Genomic DNA, 20,297 nt, shown 5'->3' on the forward strand with positions numbered 1-20,297 from the left:
CTGCGGGGACGCGCCACGATGCGGGGCGCGCCCCCACTGACGGCGGTGCGGCCGCTCTTCGTAGACTGCGCGGCATGCGCAGCACCTCCCCGGGGAGCACTCCCCGGTCCCCCGGACGGGCGCCGGCCGTCGAGGTCACCGGCCTGGTCAAGCGGTACGGGACGAAGACCGCGGTGGACGGGCTCGACCTGACCGTCGCCCACGGCACGGTGACCGCCGTGCTCGGGCCCAACGGCGCCGGCAAGACCACCACCGTCGAAACCTGCGAGGGCTACCGCCGTCCGGATGAGGGCACGGTCCGCGTCCTGGGCCTGGACCCGGTCGCCGACGCGGCCGCGCTGCGCCCCCGTATCGGCGTGATGCTGCAGTCCGGCGGCGTCTACGCGGGCGCCCGCGCCGAGGAGATGCTGCGGCACACCGCCACCCTGCACGCCCACCCGCTCGACGTCGGCATGCTCATCGACCGGCTGGGCCTGGGCTCGTGCGGACGGACGCCCTACCGGCGGCTCTCCGGCGGGCAGCAGCAGCGGCTGGCGCTGGCCATGGCCGTGGTCGGCCGCCCGGAGCTGGTCTTCCTCGACGAGCCGACGGCCGGCCTCGACCCCCAGGCCCGCCGCGCCACCTGGGACCTCGTACGGGAACTCCGCACCGACGGCGTGAGCTGCGTGCTCACCACCCACTTCATGGACGAGGCCGAACAGCTCGCCGACGACGTCGCGATCATCGACGGCGGCCGGGTGATCGCCCAGGGCAGCCCCGACGAACTGTGCCGCGGCGGCGCCGAGAACAGCCTGCGCTTCACCGGCCGGCCGGGCCTCGACCTCGCCTCCCTCCTCAAGGCGCTGCCCGCGGACAGCGCCGCCTCGGAGCTTGCCTCCGGCATCTACCGCGTCCACGGGAAGATCGACCCGCAGCTGCTGGCCACGGTCGCCTCGTGGTGCGCGCAGAACGGCGTGATGCCGGACGCGATAGCCGTCGAGCGGCACACCCTGGAGGACGTCTTCCTGGAGCTGACCGGTAAGGAGCTGCGCGCATGAGAGGGACCCACGCGTCTTTCGGCCGGGGGTCCGGGGGGCGTCCCCCGGGAAGGCACAGCCTGGAGCTGACCGGTAAGGAGTTGCGCGCATGACCGCCACCGAGGCCGGTACCGCCACCGGAACGGGCGCGTTCGCCCCGCGGCCAGGCGCCGCGCCGCTGCCGCGGATGATCCGGGCCCAGGCGGCCCTGGAGACCCGGATGCTGCTGCGCAACGGCGAGCAGCTGCTGCTCACCGTGATCATCCCGACGCTGCTGCTGGTGCTCTTCTCCGCCGTCGACATCGTCGACACCGGAGCGGGCCGGGCGGTGGACTTCCTGGCGCCGGGCATCCTCGCGCTGGCCGTGATGTCCACCGCGTTCACCGGCCAGGCCATCGCCACCGGATTCGAGCGCCGCTACGGCGTCCTGAAGCGGCTCGCCGTCTCGCCGCTGCCGCGCTGGGGGCTGATGACCGCGAAGACCTGTGCGGTGCTGGTCACCGAGGTCCTGCAGATCGTGCTGCTGACCGCGGTGGCCCTCGCGCTGGGCTGGTCCCCGCACGGCAACCCGCTCACCGTGCTGCTGCTCCTCCTGCTGGGCACGGCCGCGTTCTCCGGGCTGGGACTGCTGATGGCCGGGACCCTGAAGGCCGAGGCGACCCTGGCCGCGGCCAACCTCGTCTTCCTGCTGCTCCTGGTCGGCGGCGGGGTCATCGTCCCGCTCGCGAAGTTCCCGGAGGCCGCCCGGGCCGTGCTGCACCTGCTGCCGATCTCGGCCCTCTCGGACGGGCTGCGCGAGGTGCTCGGACACGGCGCGGCGGTGCCGTGGTCCGACCTGGGCATCCTCGCCGCCTGGGCCGTCCTGGGGCTGGGCGCCGCGGCGAAGTTCTTCCGCTGGGAGTAGGCACGGGGGCCGACCGGACCCCGGGCCTCCTCCCTCAGGGCCCGGCTCCGGACTCCGGGACCCCCTCGTGAAAACTTGCACAAGCCGCCGCATACCATGGCCCCCGTGCCGAATTCGCTGAATCCCCTTGAGCTGATCGCCCGCCGCTGGCAGCCGTCCGCGGCCTTCGTGCGGCGGGCCGCGCTGGCGACCGTCGTGATGGCCGTGATCATCGTCGTGACCGGCGGCGCGGTCCGGCTCACGCAGTCCGGACTGGGCTGCTCGACCTGGCCGAAGTGCACGCCGGAGAGCCTCACGCCGACCCATGCGATGGGCATCAACGGCCTCATCGAGTTCGGCAACCGCATGCTGACGTACGTGCTGTGCGCGTTCGTCGGGCTGTTCATCATCGCCGCCCGTGCGCGGCACCCCCGGCGCCGCTCGCTCACCCGCCTCGGCTGGGCCCAGTTCTGGGTCGTGATGGGCAACGCCGTCTGGGGCGGCATCGTGGTCCTGACCGGCCTGAACCCGTACCTCGTCGCCGCGCACTTCCTGCTGACCACGGCCCTGCTCACGGTCGCCGTGCTGAGCTGGCAGCGGGCCGGCGAGGGCGACGAGGAGCCGCGGGACGTGGTCGCCCGTCCCGTCCGGCAGCTGGCCTGGCTGCTGGTGACGGTGACCGGCGCACTGACCGTCATCGGCACGGTCGTCACCGGCACCGGCCCGCACGCCGGCGATGCGCACAAGGTCCACCGCATCCCGCTGAACTGGCAGGAGATCACCCAGCTCCACGTCGACTTCGTCTACATCGCGGTCGGCCTGAGCGTGGCCCTGTGGTTCGCGCTGCGCGCCGTCAAGGCGCCGGCCGCCGCCCGCCGCACCGTTCTGGAGCTGTTCGCCTGCCTCGCGCTGCAGGGCGTCATCGGCTACGTCCAGTACTTCCTGGGGCTGCCCGAGATCGTCATCGGGCTGCACATGCTGGGATCGACGCTGGTGTGGATCGCCGTGCTGCGGGTGGCGCTGTCGCTGCGCGACCGCGGCCCGCTCCAGGAGGACGAGGCCGGCGACGGCGACGCGCCGGCCGCCGCCGCGGCGGAGGAGTCCGCGGAGTCTCAGGCGGTCTCCACGCCGAGCCGGTAGACCCGGCGGGCCGTTCCGGACGCAATCATCTCGGTGATCCGCCGCCCGTCCTCCGCCCCGCACAGCCCCTCGGCGGTCCACTCCCGTACGAGGCGGTCCAGGGCACGCAGGAAGGACCGGGCGCCGGTCACATAGAGCTCGGGCAGCCCGCGGGCGCCGGAGGAGAACAGCAGCTTGCCGAACGGCGCGTGCGGCAGGGTCTCCGCCGGGCAGGGCCCGGCGTCGGCGTACACATGGGCGTGCACGGCAGCGAGCTGGGCGGCCCGGCGGTGGTGCGGGGCCGCGGGCAGCAGGACCAGGTCCGCGCCGATCCCGGTGGTGGCCCGCAGGAACCCGGCCAGCGGCTGCGGGTCGGGGCAGTGCAGCTGTACGGGCAGGCCGGTGGCGACCGCGCTCCACAGCAGGTGCCGGACGAGCGCCGGCTCGGTGAGCCGGTCGCCGGGGCGGCGGGCGCGCAGCCAGCGGTCCGCGGCGCGCCGTACCTCGCCGGCCTCGGGGGCGTGTCCGTCGCAGTAGGTGGCACCGGAGGCGAAGGCGGTGGCGTGCTGGGCCGCCGCGTAGAGGGCCTCGGCGGTGTAGCCGAGGAAGGATTCGACGCTGCCGGAGGTGTCGGCGACCTGCTCGGCGAGCGGTTCGAGCCGTACGACCTCGTGGGCGCGGGCCTCGGCGGCGGCGGCGATCTCGGCGGCCGAGGTCAGTTCGCTGGGGGTGCCGGCCTCCAGCAGGAAGGTGCCGATGCCGGAGCCGCGGAGCAGCATCCGGCCGGCCGTGTAGGCGCCCACCTCGCGCCTGCGGGCCAGATAGCGGGCCGGCGGGCAGTGCGGCTCCAGGCCGAGCAGCGGAGGGCACCAGCGGCGTATCGCGAGCCCGGTGAGGCTGTCGAAGTAGCTGGTGCCGGCGGGGGCCGGGCCGTGGGCGCCGACCGCCGCGGCCAGATGGGTCTCGAAGGAGCCGAGGCCGAGTTCGCCGTGCACGGCGCCGTGGCTGTACTGATCGATGAGCGGTGGCTGATCCGCCAGGAAGGGAAGGCCGTCCATCCGCTCCTCCTCCCGAGAGCCCGCCGGGCGTGGCCGGAGCGCCGCGTCCGGTGGGCTTAACGGAGGAGGGGGTGGTGAGGTAGCGGGCTCCGCTTCCGGCGCGCGCCCCGGCGCGCCGCCGCACGGCCCTCAGGCGTTGGCCGGGCCGCCCAGCTGGAGGCCGGCCATCCGCGACCACTCGTAGCGGCCGGTGCGGACCTTGGCGGCGAGCTCGCCGTCGAAGTCGTCGTGGAGGGTGAGGCCGGCCCGGGCCGCGGCGTCCTTGGCCTCGTCGTACGAACCGGCGACGAGGTTGCCCCACTCGCCGTTGGCCCCGACGAGGGCGATCCGGACGGTGCCCCGGGCGATGTGCGCGAGCTGGCCCTCGGCGCTGCCGCCGTGGGAGTCGGCGAAGGCGCGGATCTGCCGGGCGAGCCGCGCCGCGCGCTTGCCGGCCCGCTTCTCGTCCTTGGTGGCGGCCGCCGCGCCGACCGCCGTCTGCTCGTCCGCCTGCTGGGTGTCTGCCATGAACAGCATGCTACCCACGAGTAATCACCTAAGGAAGGGATCCACGGCGACGGCGACGAACAGCAGGGACACATAGGTGATGGACCAGTGGAACAGCCGCATCTCCTTGAGCTTGGCGCCGGTGACCTCGGCCTTGGCGCGGTTCTGCAGCCCGTGCGCCTCCCACAGCCAGAAGCCGCCGGCGAGCAGCGCCACCGCGGTGTAGAACCAGCCGGTGTAGCCGAGCGGCGTCAGCAGCAGGGACACCCCGACCATCACCCAGCTGTAGACGACGATCTGCCGCGCGACCACCTTGTTGGAGGCGATGACCGGAAGCATCGGCACGCCCACCCGCGCGTAGTCGTCCTTCACCTTCATGGACAGCGGCCAGTAGTGCGGCGGCGTCCAGAAGAACATGACCAGGAAGAGGATGACCGGCGCCCACGACATGGAGTCGGTGACCGACGACCAGCCGATGAGGACGGGCAGGCAGCCCGCGATACCGCCCCACACGATGTTCTGCGACGTCCGCCGCTTGAGGATCATCGTGTAGACGACGACGTAGAAGAGCAGCGCGCCCAGGGACAGCCAGGCCGACAGCCAGTTGACCGCGAAGCCGAACAGGAGCGTGGAGACCACCGCGAGGGAGATGCCGAAGACCAGGCACTCGTTCGGGCTCACCATGCCGGTGACCAGCGGACGCTGCGAGGTGCGCTCCATCAGGGCGTCGATGTCGCGGTCGTACCACATGTTCAGGGCGTTGGCGCCGCCCGCGGAGAGGTAGCCGCCGACGCAGGTGACGAGCACCAGCCACAGGTCGGGCACACCCTGCTGAGCGAGGAACATCACCGGAACCGTGGTGATCAGCAGCAGCTCGATGATCCGCGGCTTGGTCAGTGCCACGAACGCCTTGACGCGGGCCCCGAACGGACGGCGACCTGGACCACCCGGGCTCTCGGAGAGCACCCCCGCAGGACGGGATTCGACGGCCGTCACGCACACCCCTGGAAGTAACATCAGCGGCTCCCGCCGCGGATGGAAATAAGGCTCGCAAGCCCTTACGACCCCGTGAACCGGGTAAAAGCTTGCGCGTACCACGCCACTTTAGACGTTGGCCATACGGCGATCTTCGCGGGGGTGGGGTCGTGTTGGGGCCCGCGCGGCGGGGTGGCGGCGGCAGCTTTCCCCGGGCGTTCGCCCGCTGTTCAGGAGGCGGGCGGGACCGCCGCCCGGCAGTCTGGTCGTATGGCCGTGGCCGCCGGGCCGGGAATGTCCGGCCCGGCGATCCGGTTGCCCGAAGCGGCGAACCCCGTGACGGCCACGCAGCGACTGAGCACCGAAAACACCGAATGAGCGTCGAAAAGACGCCCGCACTTGCGGGGGTAGGCTCGACACCGCCTGGCGGACATACCCGTCCGTGGCATTCGACATGTGGAGAGGAGCCCTGACTCAGGGTGAGCACCAAGCCGACCACCACAGAATTCGAGTGGACCGAACTGGACCAGCGGGCGGTGGACACCGTCCGGGTCCTGGCCATGGACTCCGTGCAGAAGGTCGGTAACGGCCATCCGGGTACGGCCATGAGCCTGGCGCCCGCCGCCTATGTGCTGTTCCAGAAGCTCATGCGGCACGACCCGGCGGACGCCGACTGGACCGGCCGCGACCGGTTCGTCCTCTCCGCGGGCCACTCCAGCCTGACGCTCTACATCCAGCTCTTCCTGGCCGGCTACGGCCTGGAGCTGGACGACCTCAAGGCCTTCCGCACCTGGGGCTCGAAGACCCCCGGCCACCCGGAGTACGGCCACACCACCGGCGTGGAGACCACCACCGGCCCGCTGGGCCAGGGTGTCGCCAACGCGGTCGGCATGGCCATGGCGGCCCGTTACGAGCGCGGTCTGTTCGACCCGGACGCGGCCCAGGGCTCCTCGCCGTTCGACCACTACATCTACGCGATCGCCGGCGACGGCTGCCTCCAGGAGGGCATCTCCGCCGAGGCGTCCTCGCTGGCCGGCCACCAGAAGCTCGGCAACCTCATCATGCTGTGGGACGACAACCACATCTCGATCGAGGGCGACACCGAGACCGCCATCTCCGAAGACACCGTGAAGCGGTACGAGGCCTACGGCTGGCACGTCCAGCGCGTGGAGCCCAAGGAGAACGGCGACCTCGACCCCGAGGCGCTGTTCCGCGCCATCGAGGCCGCGAAGGCGGTGACCGACAAGCCGTCGTTCATCGCGATGCGCTCGATCATCGCCTGGCCGGCCCCGCACGCCCAGAACACCGAGGCCGCGCACGGCTCGGCGCTGGGCGAGGAGGAGGTCGCGGCCACCAAGCGCGTGCTGGGCTTCGACCCGGAGAAGCACTTCGAGGTCACCGACGAGGTGCTCGCGCACACCCGCGGCGCCCTCGACCGCGGCCGGGACGCCAAGAAGGAGTGGGAGAAGTCCTTCGCCGCCTGGCGCACCGCCAACGCGGAGCGCGCCGCGGAGTTCGACCGGATCGCCGCCACCGAGCTGCCCGAGGGCTGGGAGGACCACCTCCCCGTCTTCGAGACCGGCAAGCCGGTCGCCACCCGCGCCGCGTCCGGCAAGGTGCTGCACGCGCTGGGCGCGGTCATCCCTGAGCTGTGGGGCGGCTCCGCGGACCTCGCGGGCTCCAACAACACCACGATCGACAAGACGTCGTCGTTCCTGCCCGAGGGCAACCCGCTGCCGGAGGCCGACCCGTACGGCCGCACCATCCACTTCGGCATCCGCGAGCACTCCATGGCCGCGGAGATGAACGGCATCGCGCTGCACGGCAACACCCGCATCTACGGCGGCACCTTCCTGGTGTTCTCCGACTACATGCGCAACGCCGTCCGGCTGTCGGCCCTGATGCACCTGCCGGTGACGTACGTGTGGACGCACGACTCCATCGGTCTGGGCGAGGACGGCCCGACCCACCAGCCGGTCGAGCACCTGGCCTCGCTGCGCGCCATCCCGGGCCTGAACATCGTGCGCCCGGCCGACGCCAACGAGACCGCGCTCGCCTGGCGCGAGATCCTCCGGCGCTACACGAAGAAGTTCGGCGTGGGTGCCCCGCACGGCCTCGCACTGACCCGCCAGGGCGTCCCGACGTACCCGGCCAACGAGGACACCGCCAAGGGCGGTTACGTGCTCTTCGAGGCCGACGGCGGCGACCCGCAGGTCGTGCTGATCGGCACCGGCTCCGAGGTGCAGCTCGCCGTCGACGCGCGCGAGCAGCTGCAGGCCGCCGGCATCCCGACCCGCGTGGTGTCGATGCCGTGTGTCGAGTGGTTCGAGGGGCAGGACCAGGAGTACCGCGACAGCGTGCTGCCGCCGTCGGTCAAGGCGCGGGTCGCCGTCGAGGCGGGCATCGGTCTGACCTGGCACCGCTTCGTGGGCGACGCCGGACGCATCGTGTCGCTGGAGCACTTCGGCGCCTCGGCCGACGGCAAGGTCCTCTTCCGCGAGTTCGGCTTCACCGCCGACGCGGTCGCCGCCGCCGCCCGCGAGTCGCTCGAAGCCGCCGCGCGCTGACGCACGTACACGACGAGTAGGAGATGCAGAACCCATGACAGACGCACTCAAGCGCCTCTCGGACGAAGGCGTCGCGATCTGGCTGGACGACCTGTCGCGCAAGCGCATCACGTCCGGCAACCTCGCCGAGCTGATCGACCAGCAGCACGTCGTCGGCGTCACGACCAACCCGTCGATCTTCCAGAAGGCGATCTCCTCGGGCGACGGCTACCAGCAGCAGGTCAGCGACCTCGCCGCCCGTAAGGTCACCGTCGAGGAAGCCATCCGCATGATCACGACGGCGGACGTCCGGGACGCCGCCGACATCCTGCGGCCGGTCTTCGACGCCACCGGCGGGCAGGACGGCCGGGTCTCCATCGAGGTGGACCCGCGCCTTGCCCACCACACCGCGGCGACCATCGCCGAGGCCAAGCAGCTGGCGTGGCTGGTGGACCGCCCGAACACGCTGATCAAGATCCCGGCCACCAAGGCGGGCCTGCCGGCGATCACCGAGGTCATCGGCCTGGGCATCAGCGTCAACGTCACGCTGATCTTCTCGCTGGAGCGCTACCGCGAGGTCATGGACGCCTACCTCGCGGGCCTGGAGAAGGCCAAGGCCGCGGGCCTGGACCTGTCCCTGATCCGTTCGGTGGCCTCGTTCTTCGTGTCCCGCGTGGACACCGAGATCGACAAGCGCCTGGACAAGAACGGCACCGACGAGGCCAAGGCCCTCAAGGGCAAGGCCGCGCTGGCCAACGCCCGGCTGGCCTACCAGGCGTACGAGGAGGTCTTCTCCTCCGACCGCTGGGCCGCCCTGGACAAGGCCGGCGCCAACAAGCAGCGTCCGCTGTGGGCCTCGACCGGCGTCAAGGACCCGGCCTACAAGGACACGCTGTACGTGGACGAGCTGGTCGCCCCGGGCACGGTCAACACCATGCCGGAGGCCACCCTGGAGGCCACCGCGGCGCGCGGCGAGATCACCGGCAACACCATCGCCGGCACCTACGAGGCGGCGCAGGCCGATCTCGACGCGCTCGGCGCGCTCGGCATCGCGTACGACGATGTCGTGCAGCTCCTGGAGGACGAGGGCGTCGAGAAGTTCGAGGCCTCCTGGAACGACCTGCTCAAGTCGACCGAGGCGGAGCTCAAGCGCCTCGCTCCCTCGGAGGGCTGATCCCCTTGACCGCTGTTCATGGAGCGAACCCGCTTCGTGACGCCGCGGACCGACGGCTCCCGCGCATCGCGGGGCCGTCGGGCCTGGTCATCTTCGGCGTCACGGGCGATTTGTCCCGGAAAAAGCTGATGCCCGCCGTCTATGACCTGGCGAACCGCGGCCTGCTTCCGCCCGGCTTCTCCCTCGTCGGATTCGCCCGCCGGGAGTGGGAGAACGAGGACTTCGCGCAGGAGGTGTACCAGGCGGTCAAGGAACACGCCCGTACGCCGTTCCGCGAGGAGGTCTGGCAGCAACTGGTGCAGGGCTGCCGCTTCGTCCAGGGCGACTTCGACGACGACGTGGCGTTCGAGACCCTCAAGGACACCATCAACGAGCTCGACAAGGCCCAGGGCACCGGCGGCAACTTCGCCTTCTACCTGTCCGTGCCGCCGAAGTTCTTCCCCAAGGTCGTCCAGCAGCTCAAGAAGCACGGACTGGCCGACCAGAAGGAGGACTCCTGGCGCCGCGCGGTCATCGAGAAGCCGTTCGGGCACAACCTCGAAAGCGCCCAGGAGCTCAACCGGATCGTCCACGAGGTCTTCCCGCCCCACGAGGTCTTCCGGATCGACCACTACCTGGGCAAGGAGACCGTCCAGAACATCCTGGCGCTGCGCTTCGCCAACACGATGTTCGAGCCGCTGTGGAACCGCAGCTACGTCGACCACGTCCAGATCACGATGGCCGAGGACATCGGCATCGGCGGCCGGGCCGGCTACTACGACGGCATCGGCGCGGCCCGTGACGTCATCCAGAACCACCTCCTCCAGCTGCTCGCACTGACCGCCATGGAGGAGCCCGCCTCCTTCGAGGCCGACGCCCTGGTCGCGGAGAAGACCAAGGTGCTCGGCGCGGTACGGCTGCCGAAGGACCTGGGCAAGGAGACGGTGCGCGCGCAGTACGCGGCCGGCTGGCAGGGCGGCGAGAAGGCCGTCGGCTACCTCCAGGAAGACGGCATCAACCCGAAGTCGAAGACCGACACCTACGCCGCGATAAAGCTGTCGATCGACAACCGCCGCTGGGCGGGCGTCCCCTTCTACCTGCGCACCGGCAAGCGGCTGGGCCGCCGGGTCACCGAGATCGCGGTCGTCTTCCAGCGCGCCCCGCACTCCCCCTTCGACCACACCGCCACCGAGGAACTGGGCCAGAACGCCCTGGTCATCCGCGTCCAGCCGGACGAGGGCGTGACCGTGCGGTTCGGCTCCAAGGTGCCCGGCACCTCGATGGAGGTCCGGGACGTCTCGATGGACTTCGCCTACGGCGAGTCCTTCACCGAGTCCAGCCCCGAGGCGTACGAGCGCCTGATCCTCGACGTGCTCCTGGGCGACGCCAACCTCTTCCCGCGACTGGAGGAGGTCGAGCAGTCCTGGCGCATCCTCGACCCGATCGAGGAGTACTGGGACCGGCACGGGAAGCCCGCGCAGTACCCGGCGGGCACCTGGGGCCCGGCCGAGGCGGACGAAATGCTCGCACGAGACGGACGGAGCTGGCGTCGGCCATGAAGATCGATCTGACGGAAACCACGGCCAGCAAGATCAACAAGGCGCTGGTGGAGGGCCGTCGCGCCGTCGGCACCCCCGCCATCGGCATGGTGCTCACCCTCGTCATCGTCACCGACGAGGAGAATGCCTACGACGCCCTCAAGGCCGCCAACGAGGCGTCCCGGGAGCACCCCTCGCGCACCCTCGTCGTCATCAAGCGGGTCAGCCGGTCGCCGCGCGACCGCGCCAAGGCCCGCCTGGACGCGGAAGTGCGGGTCGGCACCGAGGCCGGCACCGGCGAGACGGTCGTCCTGCGGCTCTACGGCGAGGCGATCGACCACGCCCAGTCCGTGGTGCTGCCACTGCTGCTGCCGGACGCCCCGGTGGTGGTCTGGTGGGCGGTCAACGCCCCGCTGGACCCGGCCAAGGACCCGCTGGGCGCGCTCGCCCAGCGCCGGGTGACCGACGCCTACGCCTCCGAGAGCCCGGTGCAGGAGCTCTCCGCGCGCGCCGAAACGTACACGCCGGGCGACACCGACCTGTCCTGGACCCGGATCACGCCCTGGCGCTCCATGCTGGCGGCGGCGCTCGACCAGGGCCCGTGCACGGTCACCTCCGCCGAGGTCGAGGGCGAGGAGTTCAACCCCAGCTGCGAGCTGCTCGCCATGTGGCTCGCCAGCCGGCTGAACGTCCCGGTCTCCCGCAAGGTCTCGGGCGGCCCCGGCCTGACGGCGGTACGCATGCAGTCCAGCGGCGGCCCCATAGTGCTCGACCGCCCCGAGGCCTCGCTGGCCACGCTCTCCATGCCCGGCCAGCCGGACCGCTCGGTGGCGCTCAAGCGCCGGGAGACCGCGGAACTGCTCGCCGAGGAGCTCCGCCGGCTCGACCCGGACGACATCTACGCCGCCGCCCTGAAGTTCGGCGTGGAACGCCTCGGCGACGGCAGCAGCGACCGGCCGGCCGGCGGCGGCAGCGAGGGCCCGGCGGACACCAAGGGCACGACGGCCGAGGGCGAACCGGCGGCGTCCGCCGACGGCAACCCGGCGAAGTCCGCGTCCTCGGGGAAGAAGGCGCCCGCCAAGAAGGCGGCCACCAAGTGAGTGCTCCCCAAGTCGTCGTCCACCGCGACAAGGAGCTGATGGCGAGGGCCGCGGCGGCCCGGCTGATCACGAAGATCGTGGACGCCCAGGCCGCCCGCGGCTCCGCCGCCATCGTGCTGACCGGCGGGCGCAACGGCAACGGGCTGCTCGCTGCCCTCGCCGAGGCGCCCGCCCGGGACGCCGTGGACTGGTCCCGGCTCGACCTGTGGTGGGGCGACGAGCGCTTCCTGCCCGCGGGCGACCCGGAGCGCAACGACACCCAGGCCCGCGCGGCGCTGCTCGACAGCGTCCCGCTCGACCCGGCCCGGGTGCACCCGATGCCCGCAGCGGACGGCCCGTACGGCAACGACCCGGACGCCGCCGCCGAGGCGTACGCCGCCGAACTCGCCGCCGCGGCAGGCCCGGAGGACCACGGCCCGGTCCCGTCCTTCGACGTCCTGCTGCTCGGCGTCGGCCCGGACACCCACGTCGCGTCGCTCTTCCCGGAGCTCCCCGGCGTACGGGAGACCGAGCGCACGGTGGTCGGGGTGCACGGTGCGCCCAAGCCGCCGCCCACCCGGATCTCCCTGACCCTGCCCGCGATCCGCGCGGCCCGGCAGGTCTGGCTGCTGGCGGCCGGCGAGGACAAGGCGAACGCGGCGGCCATCGCGCTCTCCGGCGCGGGCGAGGTCCAGGCCCCGGCGGCCGGCGCGCGCGGCCGCAGCCGCACGCTCTGGCTCCTCGACGAGCCCGCCGCGGCCCAACTGCCGCGCAGTCTCTACCCACCGGCGTCGGCCTGAGCCGACGGCTCGGTCCGAGTGGGCAGCTCGGCCCGAGTGGGCGGCTTTCGCGGCCGGCCATCCTTTGTGCCCTGCGGGCCCCGTCCTCCTTGAGGGCGGGGCCCGCGGCGTGTGTGCGGGTGGCACCGGCGTGTTCAGCCGCGAGGGGCCGCGACGGTGTGGCGTCGCGGCCCCTCGGTCGGGCTTGGCTGGGGGTGGTGGGCTGGCGGGGGGTCAGCGGCCGCGGAGGGCGCGGTACTTGGCGACCAGGGCGGTGGTCGAGGGATCGAGGCCCGGTACGTCGGCGCCCTCGGTGAGGGCCGGTTCGACGCGCTTGGCGAGGACCTTGCCGAGTTCGACGCCCCACTGGTCGAAGGAGTCGATGTTCCAGACCGCGCCCTGGACGAAGACCTTGTGCTCGTACAGGGCGATCAACTGGCCGAGTACGGACGGGCTGAGTTCCTTCGCGAGGATCGTGGTGGTGGGGCGGTTGCCCTGGAAGGTCTTGTGCGGGACCAGTTCCTCGGCCACGCCCTCGGCGCGCACCTCGTCGGGCGTCTTGCCGAAGGCCAGTGCCTGGCCCTGGGCGAAGAGATTGGCCATCAGCAGGTCGTGCTGGGCCACCAGGCCGGGCTGCAGGTCGGCGACCGGTTCGGCGAAGCCGATGAGGTCGGCCGGGATCATCTTCGTGCCCTGGTGGAGCAGCTGGTAGTAGGCGTGCTGGCCGTTCGTGCCGGGGGTGCCCCAGACGACCGGGCCGGTCTGCCAGGTGACCCGGTGGCCCTCGCGGTCCACGGACTTGCCGTTGGACTCCATGTCCAGCTGCTGGAGGTAAGCGGTGAACTTGGAGAGGTAGTGGCTGTAGGGCAGTACCGCGTGCGACTGGGCGTCCCAGAAGTTGCCGTACCAGATGCCGAGGAGACCCAGCAGGAACGCGGCGTTCTCCTGCGGCGGGGCACAGCGGAAGTGCTCGTCGACGAGGTGGAAGCCGGCCAGCATCTCGCGGAAGTGTTCCTTGCCGACGGCGATCATCAGCGAGAGGCCGATCGCGGAGTCGTAGGAGTAGCGGCCGCCGACCCAGTCCCAGAACTCGAACATGTTGTCCGGGTTGATGCCGAACTCGGTCACCTTCTCCGTGTTGGTGGAGAGGGCGACGAAGTGCTTGGCGACGGCTGACTCGTCGGCCCGGAGGCCGGTCAGCAGCCAGTTGCGGGCCGAGGTGGCGTTGGTGATCGTTTCGATGGTGGTGAAGGTCTTCGAGGCGATGATGAAGAGCGTCTCGGCCGGGTCGAGGTCGCGGACGGCCTCGTGCAGGTCCGCGCCGTCCACATTGGAGACGAAGCGGAACTGCATGTCCCGGTGGGTGTAGGCGCGCAGCGCCTCGTAGGCCATGGCGGGGCCGAGGTCCGAGCCGCCGATGCCGATGTTGACGACCGTCTTGATGCGCTTGCCGGTGTGGCCCTTCCAGTCGCCGGAGCGGACCCGGTCGGAGAAGGTGCCCATCTTGGTCAGGACGTGCTGGACGGCGGGGACGACGTCGGTGCCGTCGCTCTTGATGACCGCGGAGCCCGGTGCGCGCAGCGCGGTGTGGAGTACGGACCGCTGCTCGGTGACGTTGATCTTGTCGCCGCAGAGCATCGCGTCGCGCAGTTCGGCCACGCCGGTCGCCGCGGCCAGGTCGCCGAGCAGCCGCAGGGTTTCGTCGGTGACCAGGTGCTTGGAGTAGTCCAGGTACAGGTCGCCGACCTGGAGGGTGTAGCGGTCGGCGCGCGCGGGGTCGCGCTCGAACAGTTCGCGGAGGTGCACCTCCCCCAGCTGCTCGCGGTGCTTGCTCAGCGCGGTCCACTCAGGCATCTGGTCGAGCCTGCTGCGGCCTTGTGGGTTCATCTCGGACATCAGCCTTCTTCATCTCGTACCGGCCCCGCCATCTCCCAACCTAATTGATCAGGGCGCGGTATGAGGTATCTGTCCGCTGTCGGTCGGTGCGCTGTCCGGCATCTGACGAACCGGTGGACGGGCGGGGAGGAGTGCCAGGGTGGCGAGGCCCAGCAGGCCGGCGGCGAGGAGGGCGGGGCTGCCGGGGCCGTACGCCGTGGCGGCTGCGCCGCCGAGCAGTCCGCCGAGGGGTGCGGTGCCGAGGGACACCGTCCGGAACGCGGCGCTGATGCGGCCGAGAAGGGCGGCCGGGGCGCGCCGTTGGACGACGGTGGCCTCAAGAACGGTGGCCACCGTGCCGGCGAAGCCGAACAGGCCGAGGAGCACCGCCGCGGCGCCGGCCGCGGGCACCGTCCCGAAGCCCACCAGGAGCAAGGTCTGCAGCACTCCGATGAGGAACGCGGCGCGGAACGGGCTGCCGGCCGCGGCGAGGATCCGGGCCGCGCAGAGGCCGCCCAGCACCGTTCCGATGCCGTATCCGGTCGTGATGACGGCGTAGCCGGTGTTCCCGGCGCCCAGGCCGTCCTTGACGACCACCACCAGGGTGGCGATGAGCGCCCCCATGCCGGTGTTGGCCAGCGCCACCGACAGGCAGAACGCCCGCAGTACCCGGTCGCGCCACAACTCCCGTATGCCCTCGGTGAGGTCGCGGCGCAGGGTGCGTCCGGTGGCGGCCGGCGGGCGGGCCGGTGGCGGGGTGCGCAGGGAGGCGACGAGACCGGCCGCGAGGAGGTACGTCATGGCATCGACGAGGAAGGGGAGCGCGGCACCGAGCGCGACGAGCGCCGGGGCGAGGGGTCCGCCGAGGAACCGGTGGGCGACCTCCTGGCCGGTCAGCAGCCGGGCGTTGGCGGTGGGCAGTGCCTCCTGGGGCACGAGCGCGGGCAGCAGGGCCGTGGCTGCGTTGTCGAACAGCGTCTGGAGGGTCGTGAGCGCGAAGGCCAGCGCGAGCAGCAGTCCGATGCCGGCCCGGCCGGTCGCCACGGCCAACGCGAAGCCGGCCACCAGCAGACCGCGGGCCACGTCGACCGTCCACATGGCCCGGCGCCGGTCCATGCGGTCCGCGACCGCGCCGCTGACCAGTCCGAACAGCAGCCAGGGCAGGAAGCCGCAGACGGTGACCAGGGAGATCAGCAGGGGGGAGTCGGTGAGGGAGTAGGCCAGCAGCGGCAGGGCCGTGCCGCGCAGGGCGTCGCCGAAGCGGGAGACGGCGGCCGCGGTCCACAGCCGGCCGAAGCCCCCGCGCCAGGTGAGCGGGCCGGCAGCACCCACCGTCCGGTCCGCCGTCGCGCGCACCACCTTGTCCGTCATCTCGCCCCCCGTTCGGCCGTCGTCATCCGTGGCCGCCGTACGCGGCGGCGCTTCGCCCACACGGCAACACTTCGCAGTCACGCACTCACCCACCGTGCGCATGTTCCTACGGTACGGGCGACCACTGACAACGGGCCTCGGGCAGCTTCCCCATCCGCTGCCTCAGATGCGACGGAAGACCGGTGCGACGGAGGGCCGAGGGGCGGCGGCTCGCGCGAACGCGGCCGGCCCGGCCGGAGGGGGGTTCCCTCCGGCCGGGCCGGCCATCTGTCTGTTCCGTCAGATCTCGCCGCGGAGCTTGGCGAGCGCCTCCGCGAGGATCGCCTCGCCGTCGGCGTCGCTGCGGCGCTCACGGACGTAGGCGAGGTGGGTCTTGTAGGGCTCGGTGCGCGGCGGGTCCGGCGGGCTGTCCCGGTCCTTGCCTGCCGGGAAACCACAGCGCGGGCAGTCCCAGGTGTCCGGAACCTGCGCATCGCCGGCGAAGCTGGGCTGCGTCTCGTGCCCGTTGGAGCACCAGAAGGAGATGCGGATGCGCGGCGCGGACTCGCCGCGCTCGGCCTCCCCCATCGGCCCCGCCCCGACCCGACTTCCTCGGATCGCGTTGCCACTTGCCACGGTCGTTACTCCCTGCGTAATGGTGCTGCAAAGCCTTCACATCAGCTGCGCTGCGGAACGCCACAGTCTACGTAAGGCCCAACGCGCGTCCAGTGAGCGGAGTTACCGTCCCGGGACGCCGCCCTCATGATAGGCCGCGTCCCCGACGGTATGTCAGCTGCCGAGCTTCATCAGGACGCCGAGGACGACAATGCAGGCGAACCACAGCAGACCGATCACGATGGTGATGCGGTCCAGGTTGCGCTCGGCGACCGAGGAGCCGCCGACCGAGGACTGCATGCCGCCGCCGAACATGTCGGACAGACCGCCGCCCTTCCCTTTGTGCATGAGCACCAGCATCATCAGCAGCAGGCTGAAGACGATGAGGGCGATCGAGAATCCGATGACCACGGCTGGACCAACTCTCTAGGACTGACGGACGGACGTAGGGATCACGATACGTGGAACATATGGTGCGGGGCCGGGTCGGCGCTGGTGCACCGGTCCCGGCCCCGACAGGGTACGACGAGGGCTCGCCCTCGTCATAGTTGCTGGTGTTGCGCGGCTGCTACTGGTCGCGGAAGCGGACGATCTTGACGAATTCGTCGGCGTCCAGTGCCGCGCCGCCGACCAGGGCGCCGTCGACGTCCGGCTGCGCCATGATCGCGGCAACGTTGCCGGACTTGACCGAGCCGCCGTACTGGATGCGGACCTTGTCGGCCAGCTCCTGGCTGTAGAGCTCGGCCAGGCGGCCGCGGATGGCCGCGCAGACCTCCTGGGCGTCCTCGGGGGTGGCGACCTCGCCGGTGCCGATGGCCCACACCGGTTCGTAGGCGATCACGATGGTCTCGGCCTGTTCGGCCGGGATGTCCGCGAGGCCGCCGTCGACCTGGGCGAGGGTGTGCGCGACGTGGTTGCCGGCCTTGCGGACGTCCAGGCCCTCGCCGACGCAGAGGATCGGGGTGATGCCGTGCTTGAAGGCGGCCTTGACCTTGGCGTTGCAGATCTCTTCGTTCTCGCCGTGGTACTGGCGGCGCTCGCTGTGGCCGACGGCCACGTACGCGCACTTGAGCTTGGCGAGCATCGCGCCGGAGATCTCACCGGTGTACGCGCCGGAGTCGTGCGCGGAGAGGTCCTGCGCGCCGTACTTGATCTTGAGCTTGTCGCCGTCGACCAGCGTCTGCACCGAGCGGAGGTCGGTGAAGGGCGGCAGGACGGCGACCTCTACGGCGTCGAAGTCCTTGTCGGTGAGGGCGAAGGCGAGCTTCTGGACGTGTGCGATGGCCTCGAGGTGGTTGAGGTTCATCTTCCAGTTGCCCGCCATCAGCGGGGTGCGGTCACTCACGGTTGTTCAGTCCTCCAGAGCGGCGAGGCCGGGGAGCGTCTTGCCTTCGAGGTATTCGAGGCTGGCGCCGCCACCGGTCGAGATGTGGCCGAATGCCTTCTCGTCGAAGCCCAGCAGGCGGACCGCGGCGGCGCTGTCGCCACCGCCGACCACGGTGAAGGCATCGCTGTCGACGAGCGCCTGGGCGATGGCACGGGTGCCACCGGCGTAGTCCGGGTGCTCGAAGACACCGAGCGGACCGTTCCAGAAGACGGTCGCGGCGTCGGCCAGCTTGGAAGCGTACAGCTCGCGGGTCTTCGGGCCGATGTCCAGGCCCTCCTTGTCGGAGGGGATCTTGTCGGCGTCGAGGGTCTCGAAGTCGGCGGGGGCCTTCGTCTTCAGGTCCGGGAAGTCGGTGGAGGCCAGGACGTCGACCGGCAGGACCAGCTCGACGCCGTTCTTCTCGGCGCGCTCCATGTATTCCGTGACGACCGGGATCTGGTCCTCCTGGAGGAGGGAGATGCCGACCTCGTAACCCTTGGCCTTGAGGAAGGTGTACGCCATGCCGCCGCCGATCAGGAGGCGGTCGGCCTTGCCGAGGAGCTCGTCGATGACGGCGAGCTTGTCGGAGACCTTGGCGCCGCCGAGCACGACGACGTACGGGCGCTTGACGTCCTCGGTGAGCTTCTTCAGGACGCCGACCTCGGTGGCGATGAGGTCACCGGCGGCCTGCGGCAGGCGCTGGGGCAGGTCGTAGACGGAGGCGTGCTTGCGGTGCACGGCGCCGAAGCCGTCGCCGACGTAGAGGTCGGCGAGGGCGGCGAGCTGATCGGCGAAGGCGCCGCGCTCGGCGTCGTCCTTGCTGGTCTCGCCGGGGTTGAAGCGGAGGTTCTCCAGCACGGCCACCTGGCCGTCGGCGAGGCCCGCGGTGACGGCGGCGGCGGATTCGCCGACGGTGTCGGTCGCGAACGCCACGTCCTGGCCGAGGAGTTCACCGAGCCGCTGAGCGGCGGGGGCCAGGGAGAAGGCCGGGTCCGGGGCGCCCTTGGGGCGGCCCAGGTGGGAGGCGACGATCACCTTGGCGCCACGCTCGGTGAGCTTGGCGATCGTCGGGGCGACGGCGCGGATCCGGCCGTCGTCGGTGATGGTGGTGCCGTCCAGCGGGACATTCAGGTCGGCGCGGACAAAGACCCGCTGTCCCGCTACCTGGAGGTCGTCGATCGTCTTCATGGGAAGTGCTCCGTCGCTTGATTCGGTCGCAGGACGGGGCTCGTACGACGCTTCGTCGCGCCGTACGAGCCCCGTCCTTCACACCTCGGTGCCTGGGGTATCAGGCAGAGATATCAGAGCTGGCCGCCGACGAAGGTGGTCAGGTCCACCAGGCGGTTGGAGTAGCCCCACTCGTTGTCGTACCAGCCGACGACCTTGACCTGCTTGCCCTGCGCCATCGTCAGGGAGGAGTCGAAGGTGCAGGAGGCCGGGAAGTTGACGATGTCCGAGGAGACGATCGGGTCCTCGGTGTACTCCAGGATGCCCTTGAGCTGGCCCTCGGCGGCCTTCTGGAACGCGGAGTTGATCTCGTCCTTGCTGACTTCGCGGTCGAGCTCCAGGACGAGGTCGGTGACCGAGCCGGTGGGGACCGGGACGCGCATGGCGATGCCGTCCAGCTTGCCCTTGAGCTGCGGGAGGACCAGCGCGGTGGCCTTGGCGGCACCCGTGGAGGTCGGGATGATGTTCTCCGCGGCGGCACGGGCGCGGCGCAGGTCCTTGTGCGGGAAGTCCAGGATGCGCTGGTCGTTGGTGTACGCGTGGACCGTGGTCATCAGGCCCTTGACGATGCCGAAGTTCTCGTCGAGGACCTTCGCCATCGGCGCCACACAGTTGGTGGTGCAGGAGGCGTTGGAAATGACGTGGTGGTTGGCGGCGTCGTACTTGTCGTTGTTGACGCCCATCACGATCGTGATGTCCTCGTCCTTGGCGGGCGCGGAGATCAGGACCTTCTTGGCGCCGGCGGCGAGGTGCTTCGCGGCGTCCTCGCGCTTGGTGAAGATGCCGGTCGACTCGACGACGATGTCGGCGCCGAGCTCGCCCCAGGGGAGGTTCGCCGGGTCGCGCTCCGCCATCGTCTTGAAGGTCTGGTTGCCGACCGTGATGGTGTCGTCGGTGTGGCTGACGTCCTGCTTGAGGCGACCCAGGATGGTGTCGTACTTGAGCAGGTGGACCAGGGTGGCGTTGTCGGTCAGGTCGTTGACACCGACGATCTCGATGTCCGCACCCTGCTCCAGGAGCGCGCGGAAGTAGTTGCGACCAATGCGGCCGAATCCGTTGATGCCTACGCGGATCGTCACGAACCGATCTCCTCGTTGGTACGCCGGCAAAGACACCGGCGAGCTGTATGGGCTGTCCCCGACCGCCTCCGACCCTACCCCCTATACGAGACGTACGTGACATTGACAAAACGCGCTCGATGCTTCTCAGATGAGCGTTTTTCGCCGGAGGAC

The 20,297-nt window shown here is 71.0% G+C and carries 18 protein-coding genes; 8 read left to right on the top strand and 10 right to left on the bottom strand.

What is annotated here, in order from left to right:
* The first annotated feature begins 74 nt into the window (after positions 1-74).
* The 3 genes from ACZ7MX_RS27120 to ACZ7MX_RS27130 all read left to right on the top strand — a co-directional run bounded on the left by ACZ7MX_RS27120 (position 75) and on the right by ACZ7MX_RS27130 (position 3,039).
* Positions 75-1,037: an ABC transporter ATP-binding protein gene (locus ACZ7MX_RS27120; RefSeq protein WP_472135845.1), complete on the top strand. Its 963-nt coding sequence runs from the start codon at positions 75-77 to the stop codon at positions 1,035-1,037.
* Between the two features lie 88 nt (positions 1,038-1,125).
* A complete protein-coding gene (locus ACZ7MX_RS27125; protein WP_472135846.1) occupies positions 1,126-1,920 on the top strand; it encodes an ABC transporter permease in 795 nt (264 codons plus the stop codon).
* 105 nt (positions 1,921-2,025) lie between these two features.
* Positions 2,026-3,039 carry a COX15/CtaA family protein gene (locus ACZ7MX_RS27130; protein ID WP_472135847.1) on the top strand — a complete coding sequence of 338 codons (1,014 nt, stop codon included), beginning with the start codon at positions 2,026-2,028 and terminating at the stop codon, positions 3,037-3,039.
* On the opposite strand, the gene ACZ7MX_RS27135 is transcribed toward ACZ7MX_RS27130, so the two are convergent.
* The 3 genes from ACZ7MX_RS27135 to ACZ7MX_RS27145 form a co-directional block, all read right to left on the bottom strand.
* Entirely contained in the window at positions 3,012-4,076 is a 1,065-nt protein-coding gene (locus ACZ7MX_RS27135; protein WP_472135848.1) for an amidohydrolase, read from the bottom strand. The two genes, ACZ7MX_RS27130 and ACZ7MX_RS27135, sit on opposite strands and share 28 nt — an antisense overlap.
* Positions 4,077-4,205: 129 nt before the next feature.
* Positions 4,206-4,592: a hypothetical protein gene (locus ACZ7MX_RS27140; RefSeq protein ID WP_472136003.1), complete on the bottom strand. Its 387-nt coding sequence runs from the start codon at positions 4,590-4,592 to the stop codon at positions 4,206-4,208.
* 15 nt (positions 4,593-4,607) lie between these two features.
* The gene (locus ACZ7MX_RS27145; protein WP_351534391.1) at positions 4,608-5,579 is read right to left on the bottom strand and encodes a heme o synthase; all 972 of its coding nucleotides are present in this window, start codon (positions 5,577-5,579) and stop codon (positions 4,608-4,610) included.
* A 437-nt stretch (positions 5,580-6,016) separates the two neighbouring features.
* Here ACZ7MX_RS27145 and tkt point away from each other — a divergent pair, with 437 nt between their 5' ends.
* Genes tkt through pgl form a run of 5 tightly spaced genes read left to right on the top strand, consistent with a single transcriptional unit; the run spans position 6,017 to position 12,653 of the window.
* Positions 6,017-8,104 carry a transketolase gene (gene tkt / locus ACZ7MX_RS27150; RefSeq protein ID WP_472135849.1) on the top strand — a complete coding sequence of 696 codons (2,088 nt, stop codon included), beginning with the start codon at positions 6,017-6,019 and terminating at the stop codon, positions 8,102-8,104.
* A 34-nt stretch (positions 8,105-8,138) separates the two neighbouring features.
* A complete protein-coding gene (gene tal, locus ACZ7MX_RS27155) occupies positions 8,139-9,257 on the top strand; it encodes a transaldolase (protein ID WP_472135850.1) in 1,119 nt (372 codons plus the stop codon).
* 5 nt (positions 9,258-9,262) lie between these two features.
* Positions 9,263-10,795 carry a glucose-6-phosphate dehydrogenase gene (zwf, locus tag ACZ7MX_RS27160; protein ID WP_472135851.1) on the top strand — a complete coding sequence of 511 codons (1,533 nt, stop codon included), beginning with the start codon at positions 9,263-9,265 and terminating at the stop codon, positions 10,793-10,795.
* Positions 10,792-11,874 (top strand): glucose-6-phosphate dehydrogenase assembly protein OpcA, encoded by a 1,083-nt coding sequence (gene opcA, locus ACZ7MX_RS27165; protein WP_472135852.1) that lies wholly within the window; start codon positions 10,792-10,794, stop codon positions 11,872-11,874. Before zwf ends, opcA begins: the two co-directional genes overlap by 4 nt.
* Positions 11,871-12,653 carry a 6-phosphogluconolactonase gene (gene pgl / locus ACZ7MX_RS27170; protein ID WP_472135853.1) on the top strand — a complete coding sequence of 261 codons (783 nt, stop codon included), beginning with the start codon at positions 11,871-11,873 and terminating at the stop codon, positions 12,651-12,653. Before opcA ends, pgl begins: the two co-directional genes overlap by 4 nt.
* A 213-nt stretch (positions 12,654-12,866) precedes the next feature.
* Here pgl and pgi read toward each other — a convergent pair whose 3' ends face one another.
* The 7 genes from pgi to gap all read right to left on the bottom strand — a co-directional run bounded on the left by pgi (position 12,867) and on the right by gap (position 20,144).
* A complete protein-coding gene (gene pgi, locus ACZ7MX_RS27175) occupies positions 12,867-14,519 on the bottom strand; it encodes a glucose-6-phosphate isomerase (protein ID WP_472136004.1) in 1,653 nt (550 codons plus the stop codon).
* Positions 14,520-14,576: 57 nt separating this feature from the next.
* Entirely contained in the window at positions 14,577-15,878 is a 1,302-nt protein-coding gene (locus ACZ7MX_RS27180) for an MFS transporter (RefSeq protein WP_472135854.1), read from the bottom strand.
* Positions 15,879-16,157: 279 nt separating this feature from the next.
* Complete coding sequence (locus ACZ7MX_RS27185; protein ID WP_016578660.1) at positions 16,158-16,493, bottom strand: RNA polymerase-binding protein RbpA; 336 nt, start codon at positions 16,491-16,493, stop codon at positions 16,158-16,160.
* 153 nt (positions 16,494-16,646) lie between these two features.
* Positions 16,647-16,883 carry a preprotein translocase subunit SecG gene (secG, locus tag ACZ7MX_RS27190; RefSeq protein WP_030411885.1) on the bottom strand — a complete coding sequence of 79 codons (237 nt, stop codon included), beginning with the start codon at positions 16,881-16,883 and terminating at the stop codon, positions 16,647-16,649.
* Positions 16,884-17,040: 157 nt separating this feature from the next.
* Positions 17,041-17,817 carry a triose-phosphate isomerase gene (gene tpiA / locus ACZ7MX_RS27195; RefSeq protein WP_030411884.1) on the bottom strand — a complete coding sequence of 259 codons (777 nt, stop codon included), beginning with the start codon at positions 17,815-17,817 and terminating at the stop codon, positions 17,041-17,043.
* 6 nt (positions 17,818-17,823) lie between these two features.
* Positions 17,824-19,026: a phosphoglycerate kinase gene (locus ACZ7MX_RS27200; RefSeq protein WP_472135855.1), complete on the bottom strand. Its 1,203-nt coding sequence runs from the start codon at positions 19,024-19,026 to the stop codon at positions 17,824-17,826.
* Between the two features lie 113 nt (positions 19,027-19,139).
* Positions 19,140-20,144 carry a type I glyceraldehyde-3-phosphate dehydrogenase gene (gene gap, locus ACZ7MX_RS27205; RefSeq protein WP_030411882.1) on the bottom strand — a complete coding sequence of 335 codons (1,005 nt, stop codon included), beginning with the start codon at positions 20,142-20,144 and terminating at the stop codon, positions 19,140-19,142.
* Between the last annotated feature and the right edge of the window lie 153 nt (positions 20,145-20,297).

It is taken from the genome of Streptomyces sp. NPDC107765, from assembly GCF_055657085.1.

Coding starts and splice junctions, on each gene's coding strand:
- ACZ7MX_RS27120 (WP_472135845.1), top strand. CDS start 75: ATGCGCAGCACCTCCCCGGGGAGCACTCCCCGGTCCCCCGGACGGGCG.
- ACZ7MX_RS27125 (WP_472135846.1), top strand. CDS start 1,126: ATGACCGCCACCGAGGCCGGTACCGCCACCGGAACGGGCGCGTTCGCC.
- ACZ7MX_RS27135 (WP_472135848.1), bottom strand. CDS start 4,076: ATGGACGGCCTTCCCTTCCTGGCGGATCAGCCACCGCTCATCGATCAG.
- ACZ7MX_RS27140 (WP_472136003.1), bottom strand. CDS start 4,592: ATGCTGTTCATGGCAGACACCCAGCAGGCGGACGAGCAGACGGCGGTC.
- ACZ7MX_RS27145 (WP_351534391.1), bottom strand. CDS start 5,579: ATGTTACTTCCAGGGGTGTGCGTGACGGCCGTCGAATCCCGTCCTGCG.
- tal (WP_472135850.1), top strand. CDS start 8,139: ATGACAGACGCACTCAAGCGCCTCTCGGACGAAGGCGTCGCGATCTGG.
- opcA (WP_472135852.1), top strand. CDS start 10,792: ATGAAGATCGATCTGACGGAAACCACGGCCAGCAAGATCAACAAGGCG.
- pgi (WP_472136004.1), bottom strand. CDS start 14,519: ATGAACCCACAAGGCCGCAGCAGGCTCGACCAGATGCCTGAGTGGACC.
- ACZ7MX_RS27180 (WP_472135854.1), bottom strand. CDS start 15,878: ATGACGGACAAGGTGGTGCGCGCGACGGCGGACCGGACGGTGGGTGCT.
- ACZ7MX_RS27200 (WP_472135855.1), bottom strand. CDS start 19,026: ATGAAGACGATCGACGACCTCCAGGTAGCGGGACAGCGGGTCTTTGTC.